This window comes from Acetobacter sp. JWB (assembly GCF_003323795.1).
Taxonomy (GTDB): domain Bacteria; phylum Pseudomonadota; class Alphaproteobacteria; order Acetobacterales; family Acetobacteraceae; genus Acetobacter; species Acetobacter oryzifermentans.
This window is the reverse complement of sequence record NZ_CP030871.1, coordinates 2694676-2713631: the sequence shown is the minus strand read 5'-3', so window position 1 is coordinate 2713631 and position 18956 is coordinate 2694676. Positions and strand designations below refer to the sequence as shown.

19 protein-coding genes and 1 pseudogene are annotated in these 18956 nt (G+C 53.6%); 13 read left to right on the top strand and 7 right to left on the bottom strand.

Features of this window, described 5'->3' with window-relative positions; all coding sequences use genetic code 11:
- Positions 1–9 precede the first annotated feature (9 nt).
- Complete coding sequence (locus DS739_RS12800) at positions 10–312, bottom strand: accessory factor UbiK family protein (RefSeq protein ID WP_035353127.1); 303 nt, start codon at positions 310–312, stop codon at positions 10–12.
- A gap of 279 nt (positions 313–591) precedes the next feature.
- Here DS739_RS12800 and DS739_RS14355 point away from each other — a divergent pair, with 279 nt between their 5' ends.
- Both DS739_RS14355 and DS739_RS12795 read left to right on the top strand, forming a co-directional pair.
- Positions 592–762 carry a hypothetical protein gene (locus DS739_RS14355; protein WP_162853384.1) on the top strand — a complete coding sequence of 57 codons (171 nt, stop codon included), beginning with the start codon at positions 592–594 and terminating at the stop codon, positions 760–762.
- On the top strand, positions 759–1523 hold the full coding sequence (locus DS739_RS12795) for a DnaJ C-terminal domain-containing protein (RefSeq protein WP_006115659.1): 765 nt from the start codon (positions 759–761) through the stop codon (positions 1521–1523). The genes DS739_RS14355 and DS739_RS12795 overlap by 4 nt, the downstream gene beginning before the upstream one ends.
- Before the next feature lie 66 nt (positions 1524–1589).
- Here DS739_RS12795 and DS739_RS12790 read toward each other — a convergent pair whose 3' ends face one another.
- Entirely contained in the window at positions 1590–2003 is a 414-nt protein-coding gene (locus tag DS739_RS12790) for a hypothetical protein (protein ID WP_035353019.1), read from the bottom strand.
- 167 nt (positions 2004–2170) lie between these two features.
- On the opposite strand from DS739_RS12790, the gene DS739_RS14350 reads away from it, so the two are divergent.
- A complete protein-coding gene (locus tag DS739_RS14350) occupies positions 2171–2335 on the top strand; it encodes a hypothetical protein (protein WP_006115656.1) in 165 nt (54 codons plus the stop codon).
- Between the two features lie 30 nt (positions 2336–2365).
- Here DS739_RS14350 and DS739_RS12785 read toward each other — a convergent pair whose 3' ends face one another.
- From DS739_RS12785 to DS739_RS12765, 5 genes are all read right to left on the bottom strand, one after another.
- Positions 2366–3016: a 2OG-Fe dioxygenase family protein gene (locus DS739_RS12785; RefSeq protein ID WP_114012466.1), complete on the bottom strand. Its 651-nt coding sequence runs from the start codon at positions 3014–3016 to the stop codon at positions 2366–2368.
- Between the two features lie 93 nt (positions 3017–3109).
- Positions 3110–5632, bottom strand: coding sequence for a mechanosensitive ion channel family protein (locus tag DS739_RS12780; protein WP_039891599.1), 2523 nt, complete (start codon positions 5630–5632; stop codon positions 3110–3112).
- Positions 5633–5782: 150 nt separating this feature from the next.
- Positions 5783–6412, bottom strand: a complete 630-nt coding sequence (locus tag DS739_RS12775; protein ID WP_006115654.1) for an RDD family protein — start codon at positions 6410–6412, stop codon at positions 5783–5785.
- 57 nt (positions 6413–6469) lie between these two features.
- Positions 6470–7717 carry a bifunctional glutamate N-acetyltransferase/amino-acid acetyltransferase ArgJ gene (gene argJ / locus DS739_RS12770; protein ID WP_035353026.1) on the bottom strand — a complete coding sequence of 416 codons (1248 nt, stop codon included), beginning with the start codon at positions 7715–7717 and terminating at the stop codon, positions 6470–6472.
- Between the two features lie 78 nt (positions 7718–7795).
- Positions 7796–8716: a peptidylprolyl isomerase gene (locus DS739_RS12765; protein ID WP_035353130.1), complete on the bottom strand. Its 921-nt coding sequence runs from the start codon at positions 8714–8716 to the stop codon at positions 7796–7798.
- Positions 8717–8942: 226 nt separating this feature from the next.
- On the opposite strand from DS739_RS12765, the gene secA reads away from it, so the two are divergent.
- The 10 genes and pseudogenes from secA (at position 8943) to tolB (ending at position 18761) form a co-directional block, all read left to right on the top strand.
- Entirely contained in the window at positions 8943–11669 is a 2727-nt protein-coding gene (secA, locus tag DS739_RS12760; protein ID WP_035353030.1) for a preprotein translocase subunit SecA, read from the top strand.
- 39 nt (positions 11670–11708) lie between these two features.
- A complete protein-coding gene (locus DS739_RS12755) occupies positions 11709–12458 on the top strand; it encodes a YebC/PmpR family DNA-binding transcriptional regulator (protein ID WP_006115649.1) in 750 nt (249 codons plus the stop codon).
- A gap of 6 nt (positions 12459–12464) precedes the next feature.
- Positions 12465–12971, top strand: coding sequence for a crossover junction endodeoxyribonuclease RuvC (gene ruvC, locus DS739_RS12750; protein ID WP_006115648.1), 507 nt, complete (start codon positions 12465–12467; stop codon positions 12969–12971).
- Positions 12968–13579: a Holliday junction branch migration protein RuvA gene (gene ruvA, locus DS739_RS12745; protein ID WP_006115647.1), complete on the top strand. Its 612-nt coding sequence runs from the start codon at positions 12968–12970 to the stop codon at positions 13577–13579. The genes ruvC and ruvA overlap by 4 nt, the downstream gene beginning before the upstream one ends.
- Entirely contained in the window at positions 13576–14652 is a 1077-nt protein-coding gene (gene ruvB / locus DS739_RS12740) for a Holliday junction branch migration DNA helicase RuvB (protein WP_006115646.1), read from the top strand. Before ruvA ends, ruvB begins: the two co-directional genes overlap by 4 nt.
- Positions 14649–15062, top strand: coding sequence for a tol-pal system-associated acyl-CoA thioesterase (gene ybgC / locus DS739_RS12735; RefSeq protein WP_006115645.1), 414 nt, complete (start codon positions 14649–14651; stop codon positions 15060–15062). The genes ruvB and ybgC overlap by 4 nt, the downstream gene beginning before the upstream one ends.
- Before the next feature lie 98 nt (positions 15063–15160).
- On the top strand, positions 15161–15901 hold the full coding sequence (tolQ, locus tag DS739_RS12730; protein ID WP_006115644.1) for a protein TolQ: 741 nt from the start codon (positions 15161–15163) through the stop codon (positions 15899–15901).
- A gap of 3 nt (positions 15902–15904) precedes the next feature.
- A complete protein-coding gene (gene tolR / locus DS739_RS12725) occupies positions 15905–16336 on the top strand; it encodes a protein TolR (RefSeq protein ID WP_006115643.1) in 432 nt (143 codons plus the stop codon).
- A gap of 30 nt (positions 16337–16366) precedes the next feature.
- Positions 16367–17373 (top strand): annotated as a pseudogene (locus DS739_RS12720) (energy transducer TonB).
- A gap of 23 nt (positions 17374–17396) precedes the next feature.
- Entirely contained in the window at positions 17397–18761 is a 1365-nt protein-coding gene (tolB, locus tag DS739_RS12715; RefSeq protein WP_006115641.1) for a Tol-Pal system beta propeller repeat protein TolB, read from the top strand.
- Positions 18762–18956: the final 195 nt, after the last annotated feature.

Below are 18956 nucleotides of genomic sequence, written 5' to 3'. Positions count from 1 at the left end.
AGTGCGGCTTCAGCCGTGGTGCTGGTGCCCATGATCGTTGTTGTTATGGGCCAGCTTGTGTTCCAGAGCCGTTACGCGTTCTTCCAACGCAGCCAAGCGGCGTTCGGCCTCTTCCTGCCCAATCCGCGCCTGGGCGGCTAGGTCACGCATCACTTCAAATTCTTCACGGCGCACAACCTGTAGGCCAGTCAACACTTCATCTACACGGCTGCGAACAATAGCGTTAATTTCTTCGCGCACACCTGTAAGGGCGGAAAAAGCTCCACCGGCCACGCCGGCAAGATCATCAAAAAAGCGCGGTTTGTCAGCCATAGCCGGTTTCTCCATCATTCTGGTTTGCGGCATAAACGTTAGCAAAGTGTGTTTATGCCGTTATCTTACATTCTGGGCTTTATAAAGAGTATGAGCGCCAGATGCCACGCCTTACTTTTAGCGGCTGCGGGATATATGGGTATCAGCTATTCATATGGTGCCGGGCATCCATTGACCGTGCCTTTGAGCGTTCCCATTATTATAAGTAATGTCATGAAAAAACTGTGGGCACGCGCATGCTCTTTTATGCGGCCTTCAGGGATATGGAGAAAGTGATTTATGAACAATTTAACGGCGGAGGCATATCTTAAACCCCGTCTGGAAGCTTTTGTGAAAGAGGCAGAACAGGCCGGGTATTCCCGTGATGTTGTGATTGCTCTGCTTATGAGTTTGCTGGATACGGATAATTTTTCCGATTCCCGCCCTGCTCAGCAGGGAGGTGCCGCATGAGCGTGCGTGATCCGTATGACGTGCTAGGTATTTCTAAAAGTGCCAGCCAAGATGATGTGCGCAAGGCCTATCGTAAATTAGCCAAAAAATACCATCCCGACCTGAACCCTGATGATAAAAAGGCCGAAGAACAATTCAAGGCCGTTAATCAGGCCAATGATCTGCTGTCTGATCCAGAAAAGCGCGCACGTTTTGATCGCGGTGAAATTGATGCTGCCGGGCAGGAACGGCACCCCGGTTTTGGCGGCGGAGGCGGGTTTAACGATTTTGGCGGGGGTGCGGGTGGCTTCCGCTATAGTGGCGGCCCCGGTGGTGCAAGCGGCTTTACAGAAGAAGATCTGAGCGATCTGTTTGGAGGCATGTTTGGTGGGGGTGGCCGGGCGCGGCGTTCTGGCCCACGTAAAGGTGCCCCCGGTGTGCAAGGTGGCCCAGACGGAGATGCGCTTATTACCGTTACCGTGATGTCTGATCCCACATATACGCGGGAAGGGAATGATCTGCGGGAAAATCTGGATGTAGATCTTAAAACCGCTGTGCTGGGTGGGGCTATCATGGTGCCAACCCCAACAGGCACGGTGAAGATGAATGTGCCTGCAGGTTCAGATACGGGCACCGTATTGCGGCTTCGTGGCAAAGGCGTGCAGGCGCACGGGGCCCGCCCAGCAGGTAATCTGTATGTGACGTTGCAAGTGAAAATTGGCAAGCCAGATGCCGATTTGCAGGAGTTCCTGAAAAATTGGAATCCTGCAGAAGAAAAGTAATTCAGGCCGATAAATCTTTCCCTGCCCATTATATTTTGGGCGGGGAAAGTGGCGGAAATTCAGATATCAGCCGTCATCGCGGTAAAGTGGGATCTCCATTTTATGCCCATCTTTTTGAACCAGAACCAATTGAGCTGTATTTTCTGAAAGACGTGTCAGCGTAGCGGTTACGTCTTCTTGCTGTCCTTCCCATACTTCGTTGGATTTACGCGCCAGGGCAAAGTGGTTTTGCTTTACAACTTTGCTAATGTTGTCCGGTACAACAACCACTAAGCGTGCTGCGGGGCCAACAGCGCGGTTACCCATAATGGTAATGGGTTCCATAACCATTGTGACGGCCCACTTACCCATAAAACTTGCAATGGAATAAGGCTGGGCTGGTGCAGCTTTTTCTGTTGTAGCCGGTTTCTCTGGGGTTTGGGCAAACACGGGGGAGGCAAGGAGGCTGGTGGCAAGAAGGGCCGAAGCAATCTGTTTCAAGTCTGAAACTCCAAATGAATTTCTTCTTATGTGAACCCCGGGCAGGGGTGGCGTCCACCCCATTTTAGGGAATGGGGCAACCCTATGGCCCTTGACGAAAGAGACAATCGTAGCCAGATGAGTGCTATGAACAAATCAGCATTGCATAAAACGAAAAGGGCACAGGTATGAGCGAAGCAGAACAGCAAAATAGTGTGGTTTCTTCTGCTTCTGCAGTTTCTGCTTACAATACCATTTCTTTTAAAGAATGCTGCCAGATGGCTGGTGCCATGTTTTTTGTATTTTCTTGTCTGGCTTTGGGGCTGCACGCTATTTATTACGCAGGGTATTAACAAAAAGGCCGGTTCCCCGGCCTTTTTATTTTACTCGTGGCGAAGCGTCACAACAAGCACATCACGATAAGCCGGTAAGGCAGGGTTTACGGCCTGTACGGGGGTAACCCCATGATACACACGGCTATCATTTACAAAAGCTGTATCCAGCGGGTTGGTGAGCGTAAAGCCCCCCACGCGTTGGCGGTTGAGATCGTGAATGGATGTTTCTCCGCGAGCAATATTTTCTCTGCGGATCATCACAACACATACCCAGTCCACGCCATCTCGGTGCAAACCTTCCGGCGTGGGTTGCCCGGCAGCATCTTTACTGGCTTCAATTCGGAACTGATGAATTTCTGCATGCCATGCCGGAGGGCGCTGTTTGGCTGGCGTCATATCCACGGCCAGCCGGTGCATAAGTTTTAGAATGGACAGTAAAGCCGGGTTCTTACCAATTTCTGGCAATACCGGCTGAAACCAACGTTCAATCCCCCCATTCAGCGTATTGTAATCACGGCTCTGGTAATGGGGTTGATGTGGTTTACGCAGGATTTCCTGATCAGAAAGTGAGAACGTGGCATAGCGGCGGCGGCGATAGCGCCCACCATCTGCCATATACCGGTCACACCCCAGATCATTCCAGCTTGCGGCAAACTGGTCCCAATCAGCTAACCCAAAACCTTGCAGGATGGGGTGCATACTTGCTGCTTGCAGGAAGGCGAAGCCCTCCTGCGCCAGCGGTTTTTCAATACAATCAAGAGGGGCTGCCCCCCTGAAAGGTTCAACCCTGTTTCAGGCATGTGGTGGTTCTTTTGCTGCAGGCGGTGCTTCTGGAGCAGAAGATTTGGCTTCTTCCTGCACCTGAGCTGCCCGTTGGTTAATTTTTTCAAGCAGTTCTGGCGGCATTGTATCCATTGCCAAATGGACCGGGGTGCCAGGCGGCGTGGTGGAGTAGGATGTTGGGGTATAGAATTTTACGCCCTGAGCAGCCATGCGGTTTGCAATGCGGCGGTAAAATTCGCGCTGTACTTTCCACTTCATCATAGGTGCGGTTTTGATGGAGCCAACCAGCACAGCGCCGTTTCCGTCCGAACTATCAACACCCAGATCAACGTAGTCAGACAAGATGATGTTCTTGTAAGCGTCTTCCTTGCGCATTTCCTGAACAGTGTCCTGCATGATCTTGGCAACTCGTTCGCTGCTTTCGGTCAGATCCACCGTCTGATGCACAATAACCTGGTTAAACCCACGGGCAGTATTGGCAATGGAGGTTACGGACGAGAAGGGGATGATATGCAAGTCACCATCCACAGAGCGTACGCGCAATGTACGGATGGAAAGATGCTCAACAATACCAGCAATCCCGCCGGTAGTTACCCAATCGCCTACCTGAATGGCATCTTCTGCCAGCATGAAGAAGCCGGTGATAACGTCTTTAACCAGGCTCTGTGAACCAAAGGAAAGACCAACCCCCAAAATACCAGCGCCTGTGAGCAAGGGGGTAACGTTAATACCAATCTGAGACAGCGTGGTGACTGTTACAAAAATGATAATAACGGCCAGCAAAACGGTACGGATAATAGGCAGCACAGTGCGCAAGCGTGCCGCGCGCGCAGCCTGTGCGCTGGATGTGTAACGGGTAATCTGTTTTTCCAGCAGGCCGTTTACGACCTCCCATGCAACAGCAGCAACTGTCATGCCGATAAGCAGGCAGATGGCGGCACCAATCAGACGTTCACCCAGCGCAGAACTAAAGAAGAAGCGGAAGCTGGGAATGCTCCAGCTTTGTGCCAGACAGATGGCGGTAATAAAAATAATGGCAATGGTAATAATCCGGCGCACGAACGGGTAATAGAAATCCGCGCGCTTTTGCATGCCCGGATAACTGGCTTCCAACGTGGGGCTGATACGGAATAGCTTATCCTGCAAACCATAAGCCAACAGGGCAATAACGCGGGAAAGCACCAGGCAGAGGAAGGTCAACAGTGTTCCGCGCAGGATCCACTGATAGCCTCCTTTAAGATGTGCGGCCCAGACAAACCACAGCGCCATGTCCAGGAACATCACGGGCACCCACCACACATGCGCCAGCGTGCCGGCAAAAGCCCAGAGGGCATTTTTGCGCATGTTGGGGGAGGGTTGCAGGGCCCGTGCCACAATATGGCGGAGCCGCCAGATAAAGGCTGCAATAATTAGATGCTGGATCAGCACCACAGCACGTTGCATGGCATCTACACCGCGAGGGCTGAGATCAAACTCACTCCCCAAGGTAGATAGGCAGATCACAATGGAAGGGGCAGCCACCAGCACGTTCCACCAGCGTGTGAGCAGGCGTGCCGTTTCATCCGATGCAGGAATAAGACGGATAGCGTAGGAGCGGGGTGCCAATGTTGTTTCCACAACCAGATATAGCCCACGCGCAATGGCGTAAGCGTTAATAAGGGTGAGAGAAACAGTATGAGCTTGCGCTGTGGTGGTTAAAAATTCTGCGCCCAAATAACCAACAAGCAGGCATACCCCAACAGGCAGAAGTTTGATAAGGAAGTGCAGTGCATTATACGGTACGCGAACTAAATAGCGTAAAACTTCGGTGCCGCGCCGCTGGTCATTTTCACGCGTTTGGGTGGTATTCGCATCATTTGCTGCTGCGGCATCGCTACTATCAGCTGCGGCAGCAGATTCAGCAGAGGCTTCTAACCGCTTTTCTCGGTTTTCTGCATGTTGCGTTACAGAGTTCAGCGGTTTGCGCATTGCAATGCTGGTGGCGCGTTCCAGAACCAGAGCAAGGCCAATAATCAGCAGGGCACGGCTAAATGCATCAATCAGGGTCTGCCGAGAGGCCGGGTTGCGGATTTCGTTTTTGAACCACGGGCCAACAATACTCAAATCTTTAAAAAGACTGGTAAAATTGTTCAGGTAGCCATGGATCGAACTTTGCAGAGTATCCAATTCTGAATGGACATCGCTGTCTATAACAGCGTTATCTGCCTGTGGTTTGGCAGCCGCTGGGGCAGGTGCCGCTTTAGGTGTGGCGGCAGGTAAGCCCTTGGCCATAAGGGAAAGGGTTTTGGAAAAATCTTCCCGCTTTTGCGGATCGTTCAGAACGTTCAGTAACTGCTGCGCGTCCTGTTGTGTCAAACCGGTGGTTTGAGGAACAGTTGCTGCCGTATCCGCACGCGCATGCGTAACAGGGAAAAGAAACCCCAATCCCAACGCAAACAGGCAAAAAAGCCGACAAAGCCATGCAGCCAAGGAAGGCGACTGAGGCGGAGAGGGTGAAAAGGATAGACTCTGATCCGGACTATTGGCCGCCATGGGGGCGCTGCATCCTTTGCTGAACGGGTAAAAATATCCAAGGGCACGCAAGCAACAGCCATGCCCAGTCTGCCTCTAGGGTAGGAGGCAAATTGGGCGGTATCAAGATGATGCGTGCTGATAGTAGTTGTTCAGAAGGGAGTGGATAAACTACCGGTGTGGTTGGAAGGGTGCAACTTGCTGTGTTTCTGCCCGGATAACCAATGTGCCAGCTATAAGATCATGCAGCCCCTGCTTGCGCCGCGTAAACGCAACCATAATGACGCCGATATACAGCAGTGGGAAAGAAATAAACGCCTTAATGACAAAGCGCAGAATAGCCTGCGCCAAGCTGATCTGCCCGCCTGAAAGTGTGACGACTTCCAACCGGCATACCCGTTTGCCGGGTGTGCCACGGAGGGAAGATGCCTCAAATAACACGTAATAGATTGCCGGAATAAGGGCGAGCAGCAGACTGGCGAGTGGCCAAGGCCCTGTGTGAATGTGCGGAATAAGAACGGAGATATTTTCAGGTTGCACGAAGGAGGCAACATCCACCACATTCATGCTTTGCCCAGAGCCATCAAGGGGCAGTTCCTGCCAATTGACAGTAACGTTGGGTGCAACAAAAAACCCCAGAACGGTTTCTATGGCCCCAAGAATAATGCCATCAATCAGAAAGGCCCATACCCGCCACCAGAAGCCAGCGTAAATCCATACAGGAGCGGGCGTGCCGGGCTGCATTCCATAAAAATCGCCAGAAGGAGCCCCCCAGCCGGGGGGCGGTGCCGAATTGGACATAAGGGCCTGCTCCGCAGGAAAGATAAGTAAATAAACAGTTGGGGCAGATAGTGGCGCTTAGCTGCGGTAAGATCCGTTGATATCAATATAGCCGTGGGTCAGATCGCAGCTCCAAGCCTGAGCGGTGCCTGTGCCAAGGCCAAGATCAACTGCAATATCGATTTCCTGCCCTTTCATATGCGCCACCACGGGGGTTTCGTCATATCCCTCTACAACGGTGCCATTACGGGCAATGCAGACACCACCAATAGAGACAGAAAGCGTATCGCGGTCTGCGGGTTCCCCACATTTGCCAACAGCCATCACAACGCGGCCCCAGTTGGCATCTTCCCCTGCTACGGCGGTTTTTACCAGTGGGGAATTGCCAATAGCCATGGCAACACGCCATGCAGATTGATCGGATACAGCGCCGCTGACCTGAATGCTCATCAGCTTGGTAATGCCCTCACCATCCCGAATAACCAGCAGGGCGAGATCATGCAGAACGGCGTTCAACGCGGTGCGGAAATCAGCTAGTTCTGGGTTTGTTAGAGCATCTGTGGTGGCGGCAATATCAGGATTCTGCGCGGCCCCGGTTGCAAACAGCAGCACCATGTCAGACGTTGAGGTGTCCGAGTCCACCGTAATGCAATTGAAGGTTTTTTGGATACCTGTACTCAGTAGGGTTTGCAGCACAGATGCAGGCAGCTTTGCATCGGTTGCAACAAAGGCAAGCATGGTGGCCATGTCTGGCGCGATCATGCCACTGCCTTTGGCGATACCCTGAATAATAACTTCCGTGCCTTTGAGTGTGGCCTTGCGCACGGCCACTTTGGGGAAGGTATCCGTGGTCATGATCCCGCGTGCGGCATCTTCCCACCCGTTTTCTGAAAGGGCGGTATGCAGTGCTGGAAGCGCAGAGGTGATGCGCTCAGCAGGCAGAATTTCCCCAATAACACCGGTAGAAGCTAAATAAACATTTTTGGCAGAACAGCCTACCAGTTTGGCTGCGGCTTCTGCTGTGGCTTCACATGTTTTGCGTCCGGCTTGGCCAGTAAATACGTTGGCGTTCCCGGCATTTACAACCAATGCGCGGGCCTCCCCTTTGGGCAGAATAGCACGGCACCAATCTACAGGTGCGCCGGGGCATTTGGATTTGGTAAATACGCCCGCAACTGTGGTGCCGGGGGCCATTTCAGCCAGAACCAGATCTGTGCGGCCTTTATAACGAATACCAGCTGCAATAGCGCCAAGGCGAATCCCACGCACAACACCAAGTTCCGGCATTGGCAGGGCCAGGGGGGAAACGGGGATTGTCTGCGCCATCTGGCGGTATCCTTAAAGGGTATCTGTGCAAAAACCTCGCCCTGCATATCTAAGGGCGAGGTTTGCGGTTTAATGGTTTTATTTCTTGGGTGCGGTAGCCGGTGCTGGTGCATCAGCCAGCGGCTTGCCGGTATTGGGGTCAAAACGCACGATTTTAACCTGATTGGTGGCTTTATCCACAGCTTCACGTACATATTTCTGGATAAGAGCCTGACGGATTTTGTCCCGTACAGAATCCAGTGTGGGAACCGGATCTGTGCGTGTGTCCAGCACCTGAATGACATGGTAGCCATACTGGCTTTTTACCGGAGTGCTGCTGATTTCACCTTTTTTCATGGCGAATGCAGCATCAGAGAAGGCCGGGATCATGTCTGTTTTCTTGAACCAGCCCAGATCACCACCGTTTTGCTGGGCGCTGCCCTTGTCGGTAGAAACTTCTGCGGCCAATTTACCAAAATCTGCACCAGCCTTCAGCTTCTTGATAACATCATTAGCTTCTGCTTCGGTTTTCACCAGAATATGGCGGGCATGCACTTCTTTTTCGGCTGGCTTGCCTGCATAATTCTGATCATAATACTGCTTAATGGCATCATCATTCAGGTGTGGCATAACCTGCTCAGACAACCACGCATTCTGCAATGCGGTGTTGGAAGCATTCACCATCATCTGCTGGGTTTCAGGCTTTTTGTCCAACCCTTCTTTCTGCGCCGTAATCAGAATGGCTTTCTGATCTGCTAACTGGTTGACCAGCATGGGGAAAATAAGGTTCGGGGGAAGCTGGCGCATCTGCGGTGGCAAAGAGATCATGGCCGTCTGCACATCAGACAGCGTGATTTTTTCACCATTCACGGTGGCTACCACAGCGTTGGGGTCTGCTGGCTTTGCAGGTGTGGCCGAAGCTGCGGGAGCGGGGTCTGCTGCAAAGGAGGGCGTGCAAAGGGTGGTGGTAGCAAAAAGAGCTGCTGCTGCCAGGCCAAACGCGTGGGGAATAAGCCGCATGTGTATTAAAACCTTTAAAGCCATTAAAACCTATTTATCCTGTATGAAGGAGGGCTTTCCACCCGGCAACCCCTGTTTCAATCCTGCTTCCACCGGTACGGTTGGTTGACCGCAACCCGCCCCGGTCCTATTTTGCACGGCAAGCCAGCCATGCCAGTGTCCCTTGCTGCATTACCATTTGGGGTAGTGCAGGGGTAAGGGGCCGCATTGTTCCGGAAAGGTGTTCATGCTTTCACGCTTTGTCCGCGCCCTGTTCGGCACCGCCAACGACCGGACGCTTAAGATATTTCAACGCCGGGTGCCGGAGATCAACGCGCTTGAACCACAGGTACAGGCGCTGGATGATACCGCCCTTTCCGGCAAAACGCAGGAATTCCGAGATCGGATCGCCAAAGGCGAAAGTCTGGATGATCTGCTGCCCGAAGCCTTTGCTGTGTGCCGTGAGGCCTCGCGCAGGGTGTTGGGGATGCGGCATTTTGACGTGCAGTTGATTGGCGGCATGGTGCTTCATTCTGGCCGAATTGCAGAAATGCGCACCGGGGAAGGTAAAACCCTGGTGGCCACGCTGGCTGTGTATCTCAGCGCGCTAGCGGGCAAGGGCGTGCATGTTGTGACTGTGAACGACTATCTTGCCGCGCGTGACGCGGCAGAGATGGGGCGGCTTTACAGTTTTCTGGGCCTGACAACGGGCGTGATTGTGCCCAATATGCCCGATGATGCGCGCCGCCAAGCTTATGCGTCTGATATTACCTACGGCACAAACAACGAATTCGGCTTCGATTATCTACGTGATAATATGAAGTACCAGTTGGGCGAAATGGTGCAGCGCCCCTTCTACCACGCCATTGTGGACGAAGTGGATTCGATTCTGATTGATGAAGCCCGTACCCCCCTGATTATTTCCGGGCCGGCGGAAGACAGTTCAGATCTATATCGCGCAGTAGATGCCGTGGTCGCCCAGCTTGTGCAGGACCCCACTACCTTTGAAAAAGATGAAAAGTTCCGCACTGTTATTCTGACGGATGCAGGTTCTGACCATGTGGAAAATCTGCTGCGTCAGGCAGGTGTGCTGGATGAAGGCGGCCTTTACGATCTGCAGCACGTAGCTGTGGTGCATCATGTTCAGCAGTCTTTGCGTGCGCATACGTTATTCTCGCGGGATGTGGATTACATCGTGCGTGATGGCAAAGTGGTGATTATTGACGAATTCACTGGCCGTATGATGGAAGGCCGCCGGTATTCCGATGGCTTGCATCAGGCGTTGGAAGCCAAGGAACACGTGGAGGTTCAGCAGGAAAATCAGACGCTGGCTTCCATTACCTTCCAGAATTATTTCCGCCTTTATCCTAAGCTTTCCGGCATGACCGGCACCGCCATGACAGAGGCGGATGAGTTTGCAGAAATCTACAATCTGGATGTGGTGGCTATTCCCACCAACCGTCCGGTTGCGCGTAAGGATGAAGACGACGAGATTTATCTGACAGAGCAGGAAAAGTTTGCTGCTGTTGTTAAACTCATTCGGGATGTGCACGAACGTGGCCAGCCGATTTTGGTCGGCACCACGTCCATTGAAAAAAGTGAAGCGCTCTCAGATCTGCTGAAGAGCGAAGCTATCCCACATCACGTGTTGAACGCCCGTTTCCATGAGATGGAAGCCAAGATTGTGGCGCAGGCAGGTGCGCCGGGTGCCATTACCATTGCCACCAATATGGCTGGCCGTGGCACGGATATTAAGCTCGGCGGCAATGTGGAAATGCTGATCTCCCAAACCTTGGGAGAAATGGAAGATTCCCCAGAGCGTGATGCGGCTGAAAAAGAAATCCGTGATCGCGTTGCGCGAGATCATGATATCGTGCAGCAGGCTGGTGGCCTGTATGTTGTTGGCACGGAACGGCATGAAAGTCGGCGCATTGATAACCAGCTACGCGGTCGTGCTGGCCGTCAGGGTGATCCCGGTAATTCCAAATTCTTTATCTCACTTCAGGATGACCTGATGCGTATTTTCGGTTCAGACCGCATGAGCGGAATGTTCCAGAAAATGGGCATGAAGGAAGGCGAGGCCATTGTTCATCCATGGTTGAGCAAGGCGCTGGAACGGGCACAAAGAAAAGTCGAAGCCCGCAACTTCGATATGCGCAAGAACACGCTCAAATATGATGACGTGATGAATGACCAGCGCAAGGAAGTGTATGCTCAGCGCCGTGAGTTTATGGCGACTGAGGATGTCTCTTCCATTGTGACGGAAGCGCAGGAAGATGTTATTGATGCGATGGTAGCGCGCCGTATCCCAGAAAAATCCTTTGCGGAACAATGGGATGTGGCTGGCCTGACGGAAGATGTGCAAAAAACCTTCGGTCTGGATCTGCCGATAGCAGCTTGGGCCAAGGAAGACGGCATGGACGCCGAGGCTGTGGCGGATCGGATCAGCCAAGCTGCCACACAGGCGCAAGCTGCCCGAGCCGCCAATATCGGCCCAGACTTAATGCGCTTTATTGAAAAGCAGATCTTGCTGACAACATATGATGCGGTGTGGAAAGAGCATCTGCATGCGCTGGATCAGTTGCGGCAGGGCATTGGCTTGCGTGCTTATGGCCAGAAAGACCCGCTGAACGAATATAAGCACGAAGCTTTCCAGCTATTTACATTCATGTTGGAAGAAATGCGCCAGCGTGTGGTTGGGCTGATGGCGCGGGTGGAAGTAACGCCTCCGCCAGCGGCTGTTGATCCGTTTGCCGATACGGCAGAAATCCATGCTGATCCGGAAGTGCAGGGATACGCCTCGGAACCGGGGCCTGGTCTTTCACCCGGTGCATCGCCGGAAATGGCTACGCCTATCGGTGGTAGCGCCATTATGCCGGATGATCCTTCAAGCTGGGGTGAGACACCTCGTAACGCGCCCTGCCCATGTGGCTCGGGCCAGAAATACAAGCATTGTCACGGGCGGCTTGTCTAAAGCCCGCCCGGCACTGTTGCAGACGACAAGGTAAGGAAGATGGCTGGTCATTCCCAGTTTAAGAACATTATGCACCGTAAAGGTGCGCAGGATGCAAAACGCTCTAAGCAGTTTGGTAAGGTTATTCGGGAACTTACGGTGGCAACGCGTTCAGGCTTGCCTGATCCAGCAGCAAACCCGCGCCTGCGTGCAGCTATTTCGGCTGCGCGTGAAGTCAATATGCCTAAAGATACGATCGAACGCGCCATTAAAAAGGCATCTGGTGCCGCAGGTAGTGATGACTATGTGGAAGTGCGCTACGAAGGGTACGGCCCTGCCGGTGTGGCGATTATTGTTGAAGGCCTAACCGACAATCGCAATCGTACGGCATCTGATGTGCGCGCTGCTTTCTCCAAACACGGCGGGTCTATGGGGGAAAGCAATTCCGTTTCCTTCATGTTCCGCCGGTTGGGCGTGATTGCGTATCCGGCGTCTGTAGCTTCTGAAGATGAAATGCTGGAAGCAGCTATTGAGGCTGGCGCAGAAAATGTTGTTTCTACAGAAACATCGCATGAAGTGACGTGTGAAGTAGAATCCTTCTTTGCGGTGAAGGATGCGCTGGAAGCGCGCTTTGGTGAGCCAGAAAGCGCCAAGCTAGATTGGCGCCCGGAAAACACTGTAACGCTGGATGAAGATAAAGCGCGTAGCCTGTTCAAACTACTGGATACGCTTGAAGATCATGATGACGTACAGAATGTGTACGCCAATTTTGACCTGCCGGATGATCTGGCCGAAAAACTTTCGGCCTAGAGTATAATGGTACGTCTGCTCGGCATTGATCCCGGCCTGCGATTTACGGGGTGGGGCGTGATTGATGTCGAGGGCAATCGGCTCCGGCATGTTGAAAATGGCATTATTGCAACCAATAGTGCCGATAGCGTGCCAGACCGTTTAAAGGTGCTGCATGACAACCTGCTGATGCTGATAAACAGGTTGGAACCGGCAGAAGCAGCGGTTGAAGAAACTTATGTAAACCGTAATGGTTCGGCCACCCTTAAGCTGGGTTATGCGCGTGGCGTGGCGTTGTTGGTGCCCGCATTGGTAGGGGTAAGTGTGGCGGAATACGGCGCACTTTCTGTTAAAAAATCGGTTGTTGGTACCGGATCAGCAGATAAAAAACAGGTAGAAATGATGGTGCGGCGGCTTTTGCCCGGAGCAGAAATTGTCCGTGCAGATGCTTCGGATGCACTGGCGGTTGCTATCTGCCATGCGCATCATCGTGCCAGTGCACGTCATATTGCAGCCGGGGTAAGAATGGCATGATTGCGTTTTTATGCGGGTTGGTCATTCAAGTTGATCTGGGAAGCTGCGTTATAGACGTAAACGGTGTTGGCTATCTTGTTGCTGCATCTACACGCACTTTGGCTGCCTTACCCAATCCTCCAGAAAAAGCACGGCTTCTGATAGAAACCGTTGTGCGCGAAGATGCTATTCTTCTGTACGGTTTTATGGAAAGTGCAGAGCGTGAATGGTTCCGGTTGCTTACAAGTGTACAAGGGGTGGGGGCAAAGGTTGCTCTTGGTATCTTGTCCACCCTTTCACCGGGAGAGTTGGTGGCCGCGTTGATGACATCCGATAAAGCCAGCCTTACGCGTGCACCCGGTGTGGGTGGTAGGTTGGCAGAGCGGATTCTGACAGAACTGCGTGATAAAGCTGGTAAAATGCCTGGTGGTGGGAGCGGTGGTATTACTATTCCGGCCATGGCAACCCCTGCGGGCAGCATAGAAGCAGATGCCCTTATGGCGCTGGCAGGCTTGGGTTTCCGTCGGGCAGAAGCGGCGCCTGTGGTGCGGAAAGTGATGGATACGCACGGGGCTGTTGCCACACTGGATATGGTGATTCGTGACAGCCTGAAAGATCTTGCCCGATGAGTGCGGAGTTTACGCCTGATCGGGAAATTGATGCAGCACGGCGGGAGGAAGATGTTGGCGAATCCACACTTCGCCCGCAAACTCTGCATGATTTTACAGGCCAGAAGGCCAGTCGGGAAAATCTTTCCATCTTTATCAAGGCCGCCAAACAGCGTGGTGATGCCTTAGATCATGTTCTGCTGCATGGGCCGCCGGGGTTGGGTAAAACAACCTTGGCCCAGATTGTTGCGCGCGAACTGGGGGTGGGTTTTCGGGCCACATCTGGCCCCGTTATCCAGCGTGCGGGTGATCTGGCAGCAATTCTTACCAACTTACAGCCTCGCGATGTGCTGTTTATTGATGAAATCCATCGCCTTCAGCCCGCTATTGAGGAAATTCTCTATCCTGCGATGGAAGATTTCCAGCTTGATCTGATTATTGGTGAGGGCCCGGCTGCGCGGTCTGTCCGTATTGATCTGCCGCCCTTTACGCTTGTGGCAGCTACCACGCGCGCAGGCCTTTTGGCCACGCCATTGCGGGACAGGTTTGGTATTCCCCTTCGGCTGGTTTTTTATACGCCGGAAGAACTGTGTAAAATTGTGGCACGAGGGGCAGAAAAGCTGGATTTTGCCCTTACGCAAGGTGGCGCAATGGAAATTGCCCGTCGTTCACGCGGTACGCCACGTATTGCCGGGCGGTTGCTGCGCCGAGTGCGGGATTTTGCATCTGTAACCGTGCCTGTCGGGGTGCCTGTAGAAACGGAAGTAGCGGATGCGGCTCTCAAGCGGCTAGAGGTTGATGCACTTGGGCTGGATGCCATGGATAGGCGCTATCTGCGCCGGATTGCCGAATATCATCATGGTGGCCCTGTCGGGGTGGAAACGCTGGCGGCAGCTCTGGCCGAATCGCGCGATACATTGGAAGATGTCATTGAACCTTACCTGATCCAGGAAGGTCTTGTTCTGCGTACCACCCGCGGTCGTGTTCTTGGTGAACGCGGCTGGCGGCATCTGGGGCTTACTCCTCCGGCTTCGGCTACGGGGGGCAACCAGCAAATGGATTTTCTTGCAGGCGAGGATGAGGGGGAAGAATGACCACCCACTCCATAGATTTCAGAATCTATTACGAAGATACAGATGCGGGCGGCATTGTTTACCATGCACGGTATCTTGCGTTTGCAGAACGTGCGCGCACCGAAGCGATTCGGAGCTTGGGTATGCCAGCATCCAGTTTGCAGGAAGAATATGGGCTCGTTTTTGTGGTGCGTGATGCCCGCCTTGCCTACAAAATGCCCTTGAAACTGGATGATATTGTAACAGTTACCACCCGTTTGATTGACTTGAGAGCGGCCAGTTGCCGGCTGGATCAGCTTTGCACGCGTGGTGACGATATATGCGCTCAGGTTGAAGTTGGTCTGGCCTGCGTGAAAGTATCAGATGGCCGTCCTGCCCGATTTCCGCCGTTATGGCGTGATTTGTTGCAGAAATTGGCATCAAAGGGATGAAAGCGCCTCTTCTGCTTTTTTGAGGAACCAAGTAAGAAGCAGGAGCGTCGGGCAAAGCATGTGTCTCGACCGAGTCGGAGACAGATCGCCCGTAAGGGGTGCAGAGGCAGGAGGCTTTATTGGATCGTGCGGTTGATGCGGCAAATCTCGGCGTAAATGCGGCGGGAGATTTGTCAGTATGGGCGTTGTTCATGCACGCCTCGCTTGTTGTCAAAATTGTCATGCTTGGGCTGCTGATTTGCAGCGTGATGGTATGGGCAATTATTTTGGACAAGTTTGTCACGTTGCGTCGCATCAATCGTGAAGCCACAGGGTTTGAAGATCGCTTCTGGTCTGGTGGTAGCCTTGATGATCTGTATGAAAGTGATGGCGCCAAGCCCACCAACCCAATGTCTGCCGTATTTGGCGCAGCTATGGGGGAATGGCGGCGCTCAGCCCGCATTCCCGGTGTGGATCTGGTGCGTGGTGGCGTTAAGGAGCGTGTTGACCGCGCTATTGGTATTACCATCACGCGTGAAATGGACCGCCTGCGCCGCTGGGTAATCTTTCTGGCAACGGTTGCACCTGTTGCGCCGTTTGTTGGCCTGTTTGGCACGGTATGGGGGATTATGCATTCCTTCAGCTCCATTGCGGCTGAACACAATACAAACCTCAGCGTTGTGGCCCCCGGCATTTCCGAAGCCCTGTTTGCAACGGCTATTGGCCTGTTAACGGCTATTCCAGCTTATGTGGCGTATAACGTCATCAGCAACAGCATGGATCTTTTCCAGGATCGTCTGGAAGGTTTTGGTACCGAGTTTGCTGCCATTCTTTCTCGCCAGTCCGAAGAGAGGACCTGAGATATGGCAATGCCGTCGGGAGGAAGCGGACGCCGCCGCAGGCGTCCGATGGCCGAAATTAACGTCACTCCCATGGTGGACGTGATGTTGGTGCTGCTGATCATCTTTATGGTGACATCTCCAATGATGACCAGCGGTGTGAATGTTGATCTGCCCAAAACAGATGCGCGCCCGGTTAATTCAGACAGCAAGCCCATTACCGTTTCCATCAAGTCTGATGGCACGCTGTATCTGGGGGACAACCCCGTTACAGCAGATCAGCTTGTGGCCCAGTTGAAGGCTGCCTCCAACAATGATCCATCCCACCGTATTTTTGTACGTGGGGATGCCCATATTGATTACGGGCAGGTCATGCAGGTTATGGGGCAGATTACGGAAGGCGGCTTTACGCATGTGGCTCTGCTGGCGCAGCAACCTGCCAGCAGTGGGCATTAAGCCATCCGATAGGGTGGAGAGGTACGAACAATGCCCATGGCAAGGCCACGCCGGTCTGATCAGATTATACTCCGGCGATCGCTTTATCTGTCAGGGGGCGCGCATGTCGCGCTTCTGCTGGCGCTGCTGATCACTCTTCCGCTGCCCAAGCCGCCGGAAGAGCCCCCACAGCCTACGATTGAAATGCAGTTCGAGCAGTCGGATGCACAGGAAGGCGGCCCTGCCGCCAAGGCAGAAACGGCTGCGGCTGAACCCAAACCGCCTGCGCCGGAAGAAAAGGAAGCTCCGCCAACGCCAGAGCCTCCGAAGGATGTGCCGAATGAGGAGGCCCCGCCGCCACCTCCGCCGCCACAGCCTGTTCCGCCGCCGCCCGTGCCGGAATCTGAAAAGCTGCCAGATGTGCCTCTGCCCCCCAAGGCGGAAGAGCCATCTCCTGAGGTCGTGAAAACACCGCCGTCTCCACCTTCTCCGGTGCAGCCGACGAATAGTGTGGCGCCACCTTCGCCCATTACGCAGCCCACGGATACCCTGCCGGATGCGGCGGTTCCGTCTCATATCACGCAGCCGAACAAGGCGAAGAAGAGCCAGGCAGAGTCTCATTCCCTGCTGGAAACGTTGGATACGTTCCGGTCGGATCAGAAGCAGACGCATGCACCCAAGGCACGCGCTAATCCGGTTGCTGGCGGTTCGCCCAAAGGTGGTGGTTCCCCGTGGGTAGTAACATTACGGGCAGCCTGAGTGCTGGCCAGCAAAAAGCTATCGGGGCTGCGGTAAGGCGCTGCTACACAGAAGATACTGCCGCCAAAGATTATGCCAGTTTTGTGGCGCATTTGGTGGTTACGGTAGATGGAACGGGTGAAGCCCGCATTGTGCAGTTTGCGCCAGAAACACAGGCTCGTATGAATGCGGATTCTTCGTATCGTGCGCTGGCTGAAAGAGCTCGGGCCGCTGTTCTAAGCCCAACATGTGCCAAGCTGCCAATTCCCAAGGAACTGCTGGGGCAGCCACGGCAACTGAAGTTTGTATTCAGGCCTTGAGCAGGCCTTAGGGAGAAAAACACATGGTGATGAGTACCCGCCCCTTTATTTCCGATCAGGAAGCCGATGTGCTGGTTGGCGCGCTGCGCCGGCGCAGCCTGCTGGGGGCCAGTGTGGCTGCTGGCGGTATTATGGCCATGCCTGTTGGCGCATTTGCGGCTGCCAGCGCCCCAGAAGCTGAAATTACCGTTGATCAGGCCCGCACAGCGCCTATTCCCATCATCATCCCCAATTTTGGCGGTGGCTTGGGCGAGAAAATTGCCGAAGTGCTGACGAATGATCTGAACAATACAGGTTTGTTCAAGGTTATGCCGGGCAGCACAACATCTGGCACGCCAGATTTTGCGACTTCCAAAAGCATGGGCGCACACGCGCAGGTAACGGGTTCCGTTTCTGGTGGTGGTTCCTCTGTGCGGGTGGAAATGCGCTTGTGGGATGTGTTGAGCCATCAGCAGATTCAAGGCACGGCTTATACCACCTCTGCTGCCAACTGGCGGCGAATTGCCCATATTGTTGGCGATGTTATTTACCAGCGGATGTTAGGTGAAAAAGGGTATTTTGATACCCGGATCGCCTTTATTTCCCGTTCTGGCCCACGTGGGCACCAGCGTACGCGTCTGGCCGTTATGGATCAGGACGGTGCAAACGCTCGGATGCTGACAACTGGCAAGTGGCTGACCCTGACACCGCGCTTTAGCCCAGTGAAGGATCAGATTGCCTTCATGTCCTATGCTAACAACCGCCCTCGGGTTTATCTGTTTGATTTGACCAGTGGCCGTCAGCAGATTCTGGGTGAATTTGAAGGTATTTCCTTCGCGCCACGTTTCTCACCAGATGGGCGTTCTGTTGTGCTGTCAGTCACCCGTAATGGCGGGTCTGATCTGTATGTTGTGGATCTGGCCTCTGGCTCGCGCCGTCAGATCACGTCTTCTGGGGCTATTGATACCAGCCCGTGCTTTAGCCCGGATGGATCACAGATCGTATTCAACTCGGATCGTGGTGGCAGCCCGCAGATTTATATCATGCCGGCTTCCGGTGGTGGTGCACGCCGCATTTCTTACGGTCAGGGCACGTATGGGTCTCCAGTGTGGTCTCCGCGTGGGGATCTGATTGCGTTTACCCGTATTGCCGGGGGTATGTTCTCGCTTGGTGTTATGGCGCCGGATGGCACTGGTGAGCGAATCATGACGCAGGGCTTTACGGTGGAAAGCCCAAGCTTCTGCCCCAATGGGCGCGTGCTGGCATATTGCCGCCAGAGCCGCGCAGGTGCAGGTGGTGCGGGCTTTAGTTCTACCATTGGAATGGTGGATATTACGGGCTTTAATGACCGCGTTCTGCCCACGCCAGAAGCGGCGTCAGATCCAGCATGGTCTCCACTAAACGGCTAAAAAACGGCTGTTTGTGAAGAAAACCCCACATCACAAAAATGTGATGTGGGGTTTTTGCTGTCCATAATTTGGCCGCAATAAAGGCGTATAAGACCAATAAGCAGAAGTGTGTCTTTTTCGTCTCACTCAGTGTATGGCAGGTATGAGATACAGAGATGCAACTTGACCCACAGAATAAGCTATGGCTTAGGGCAA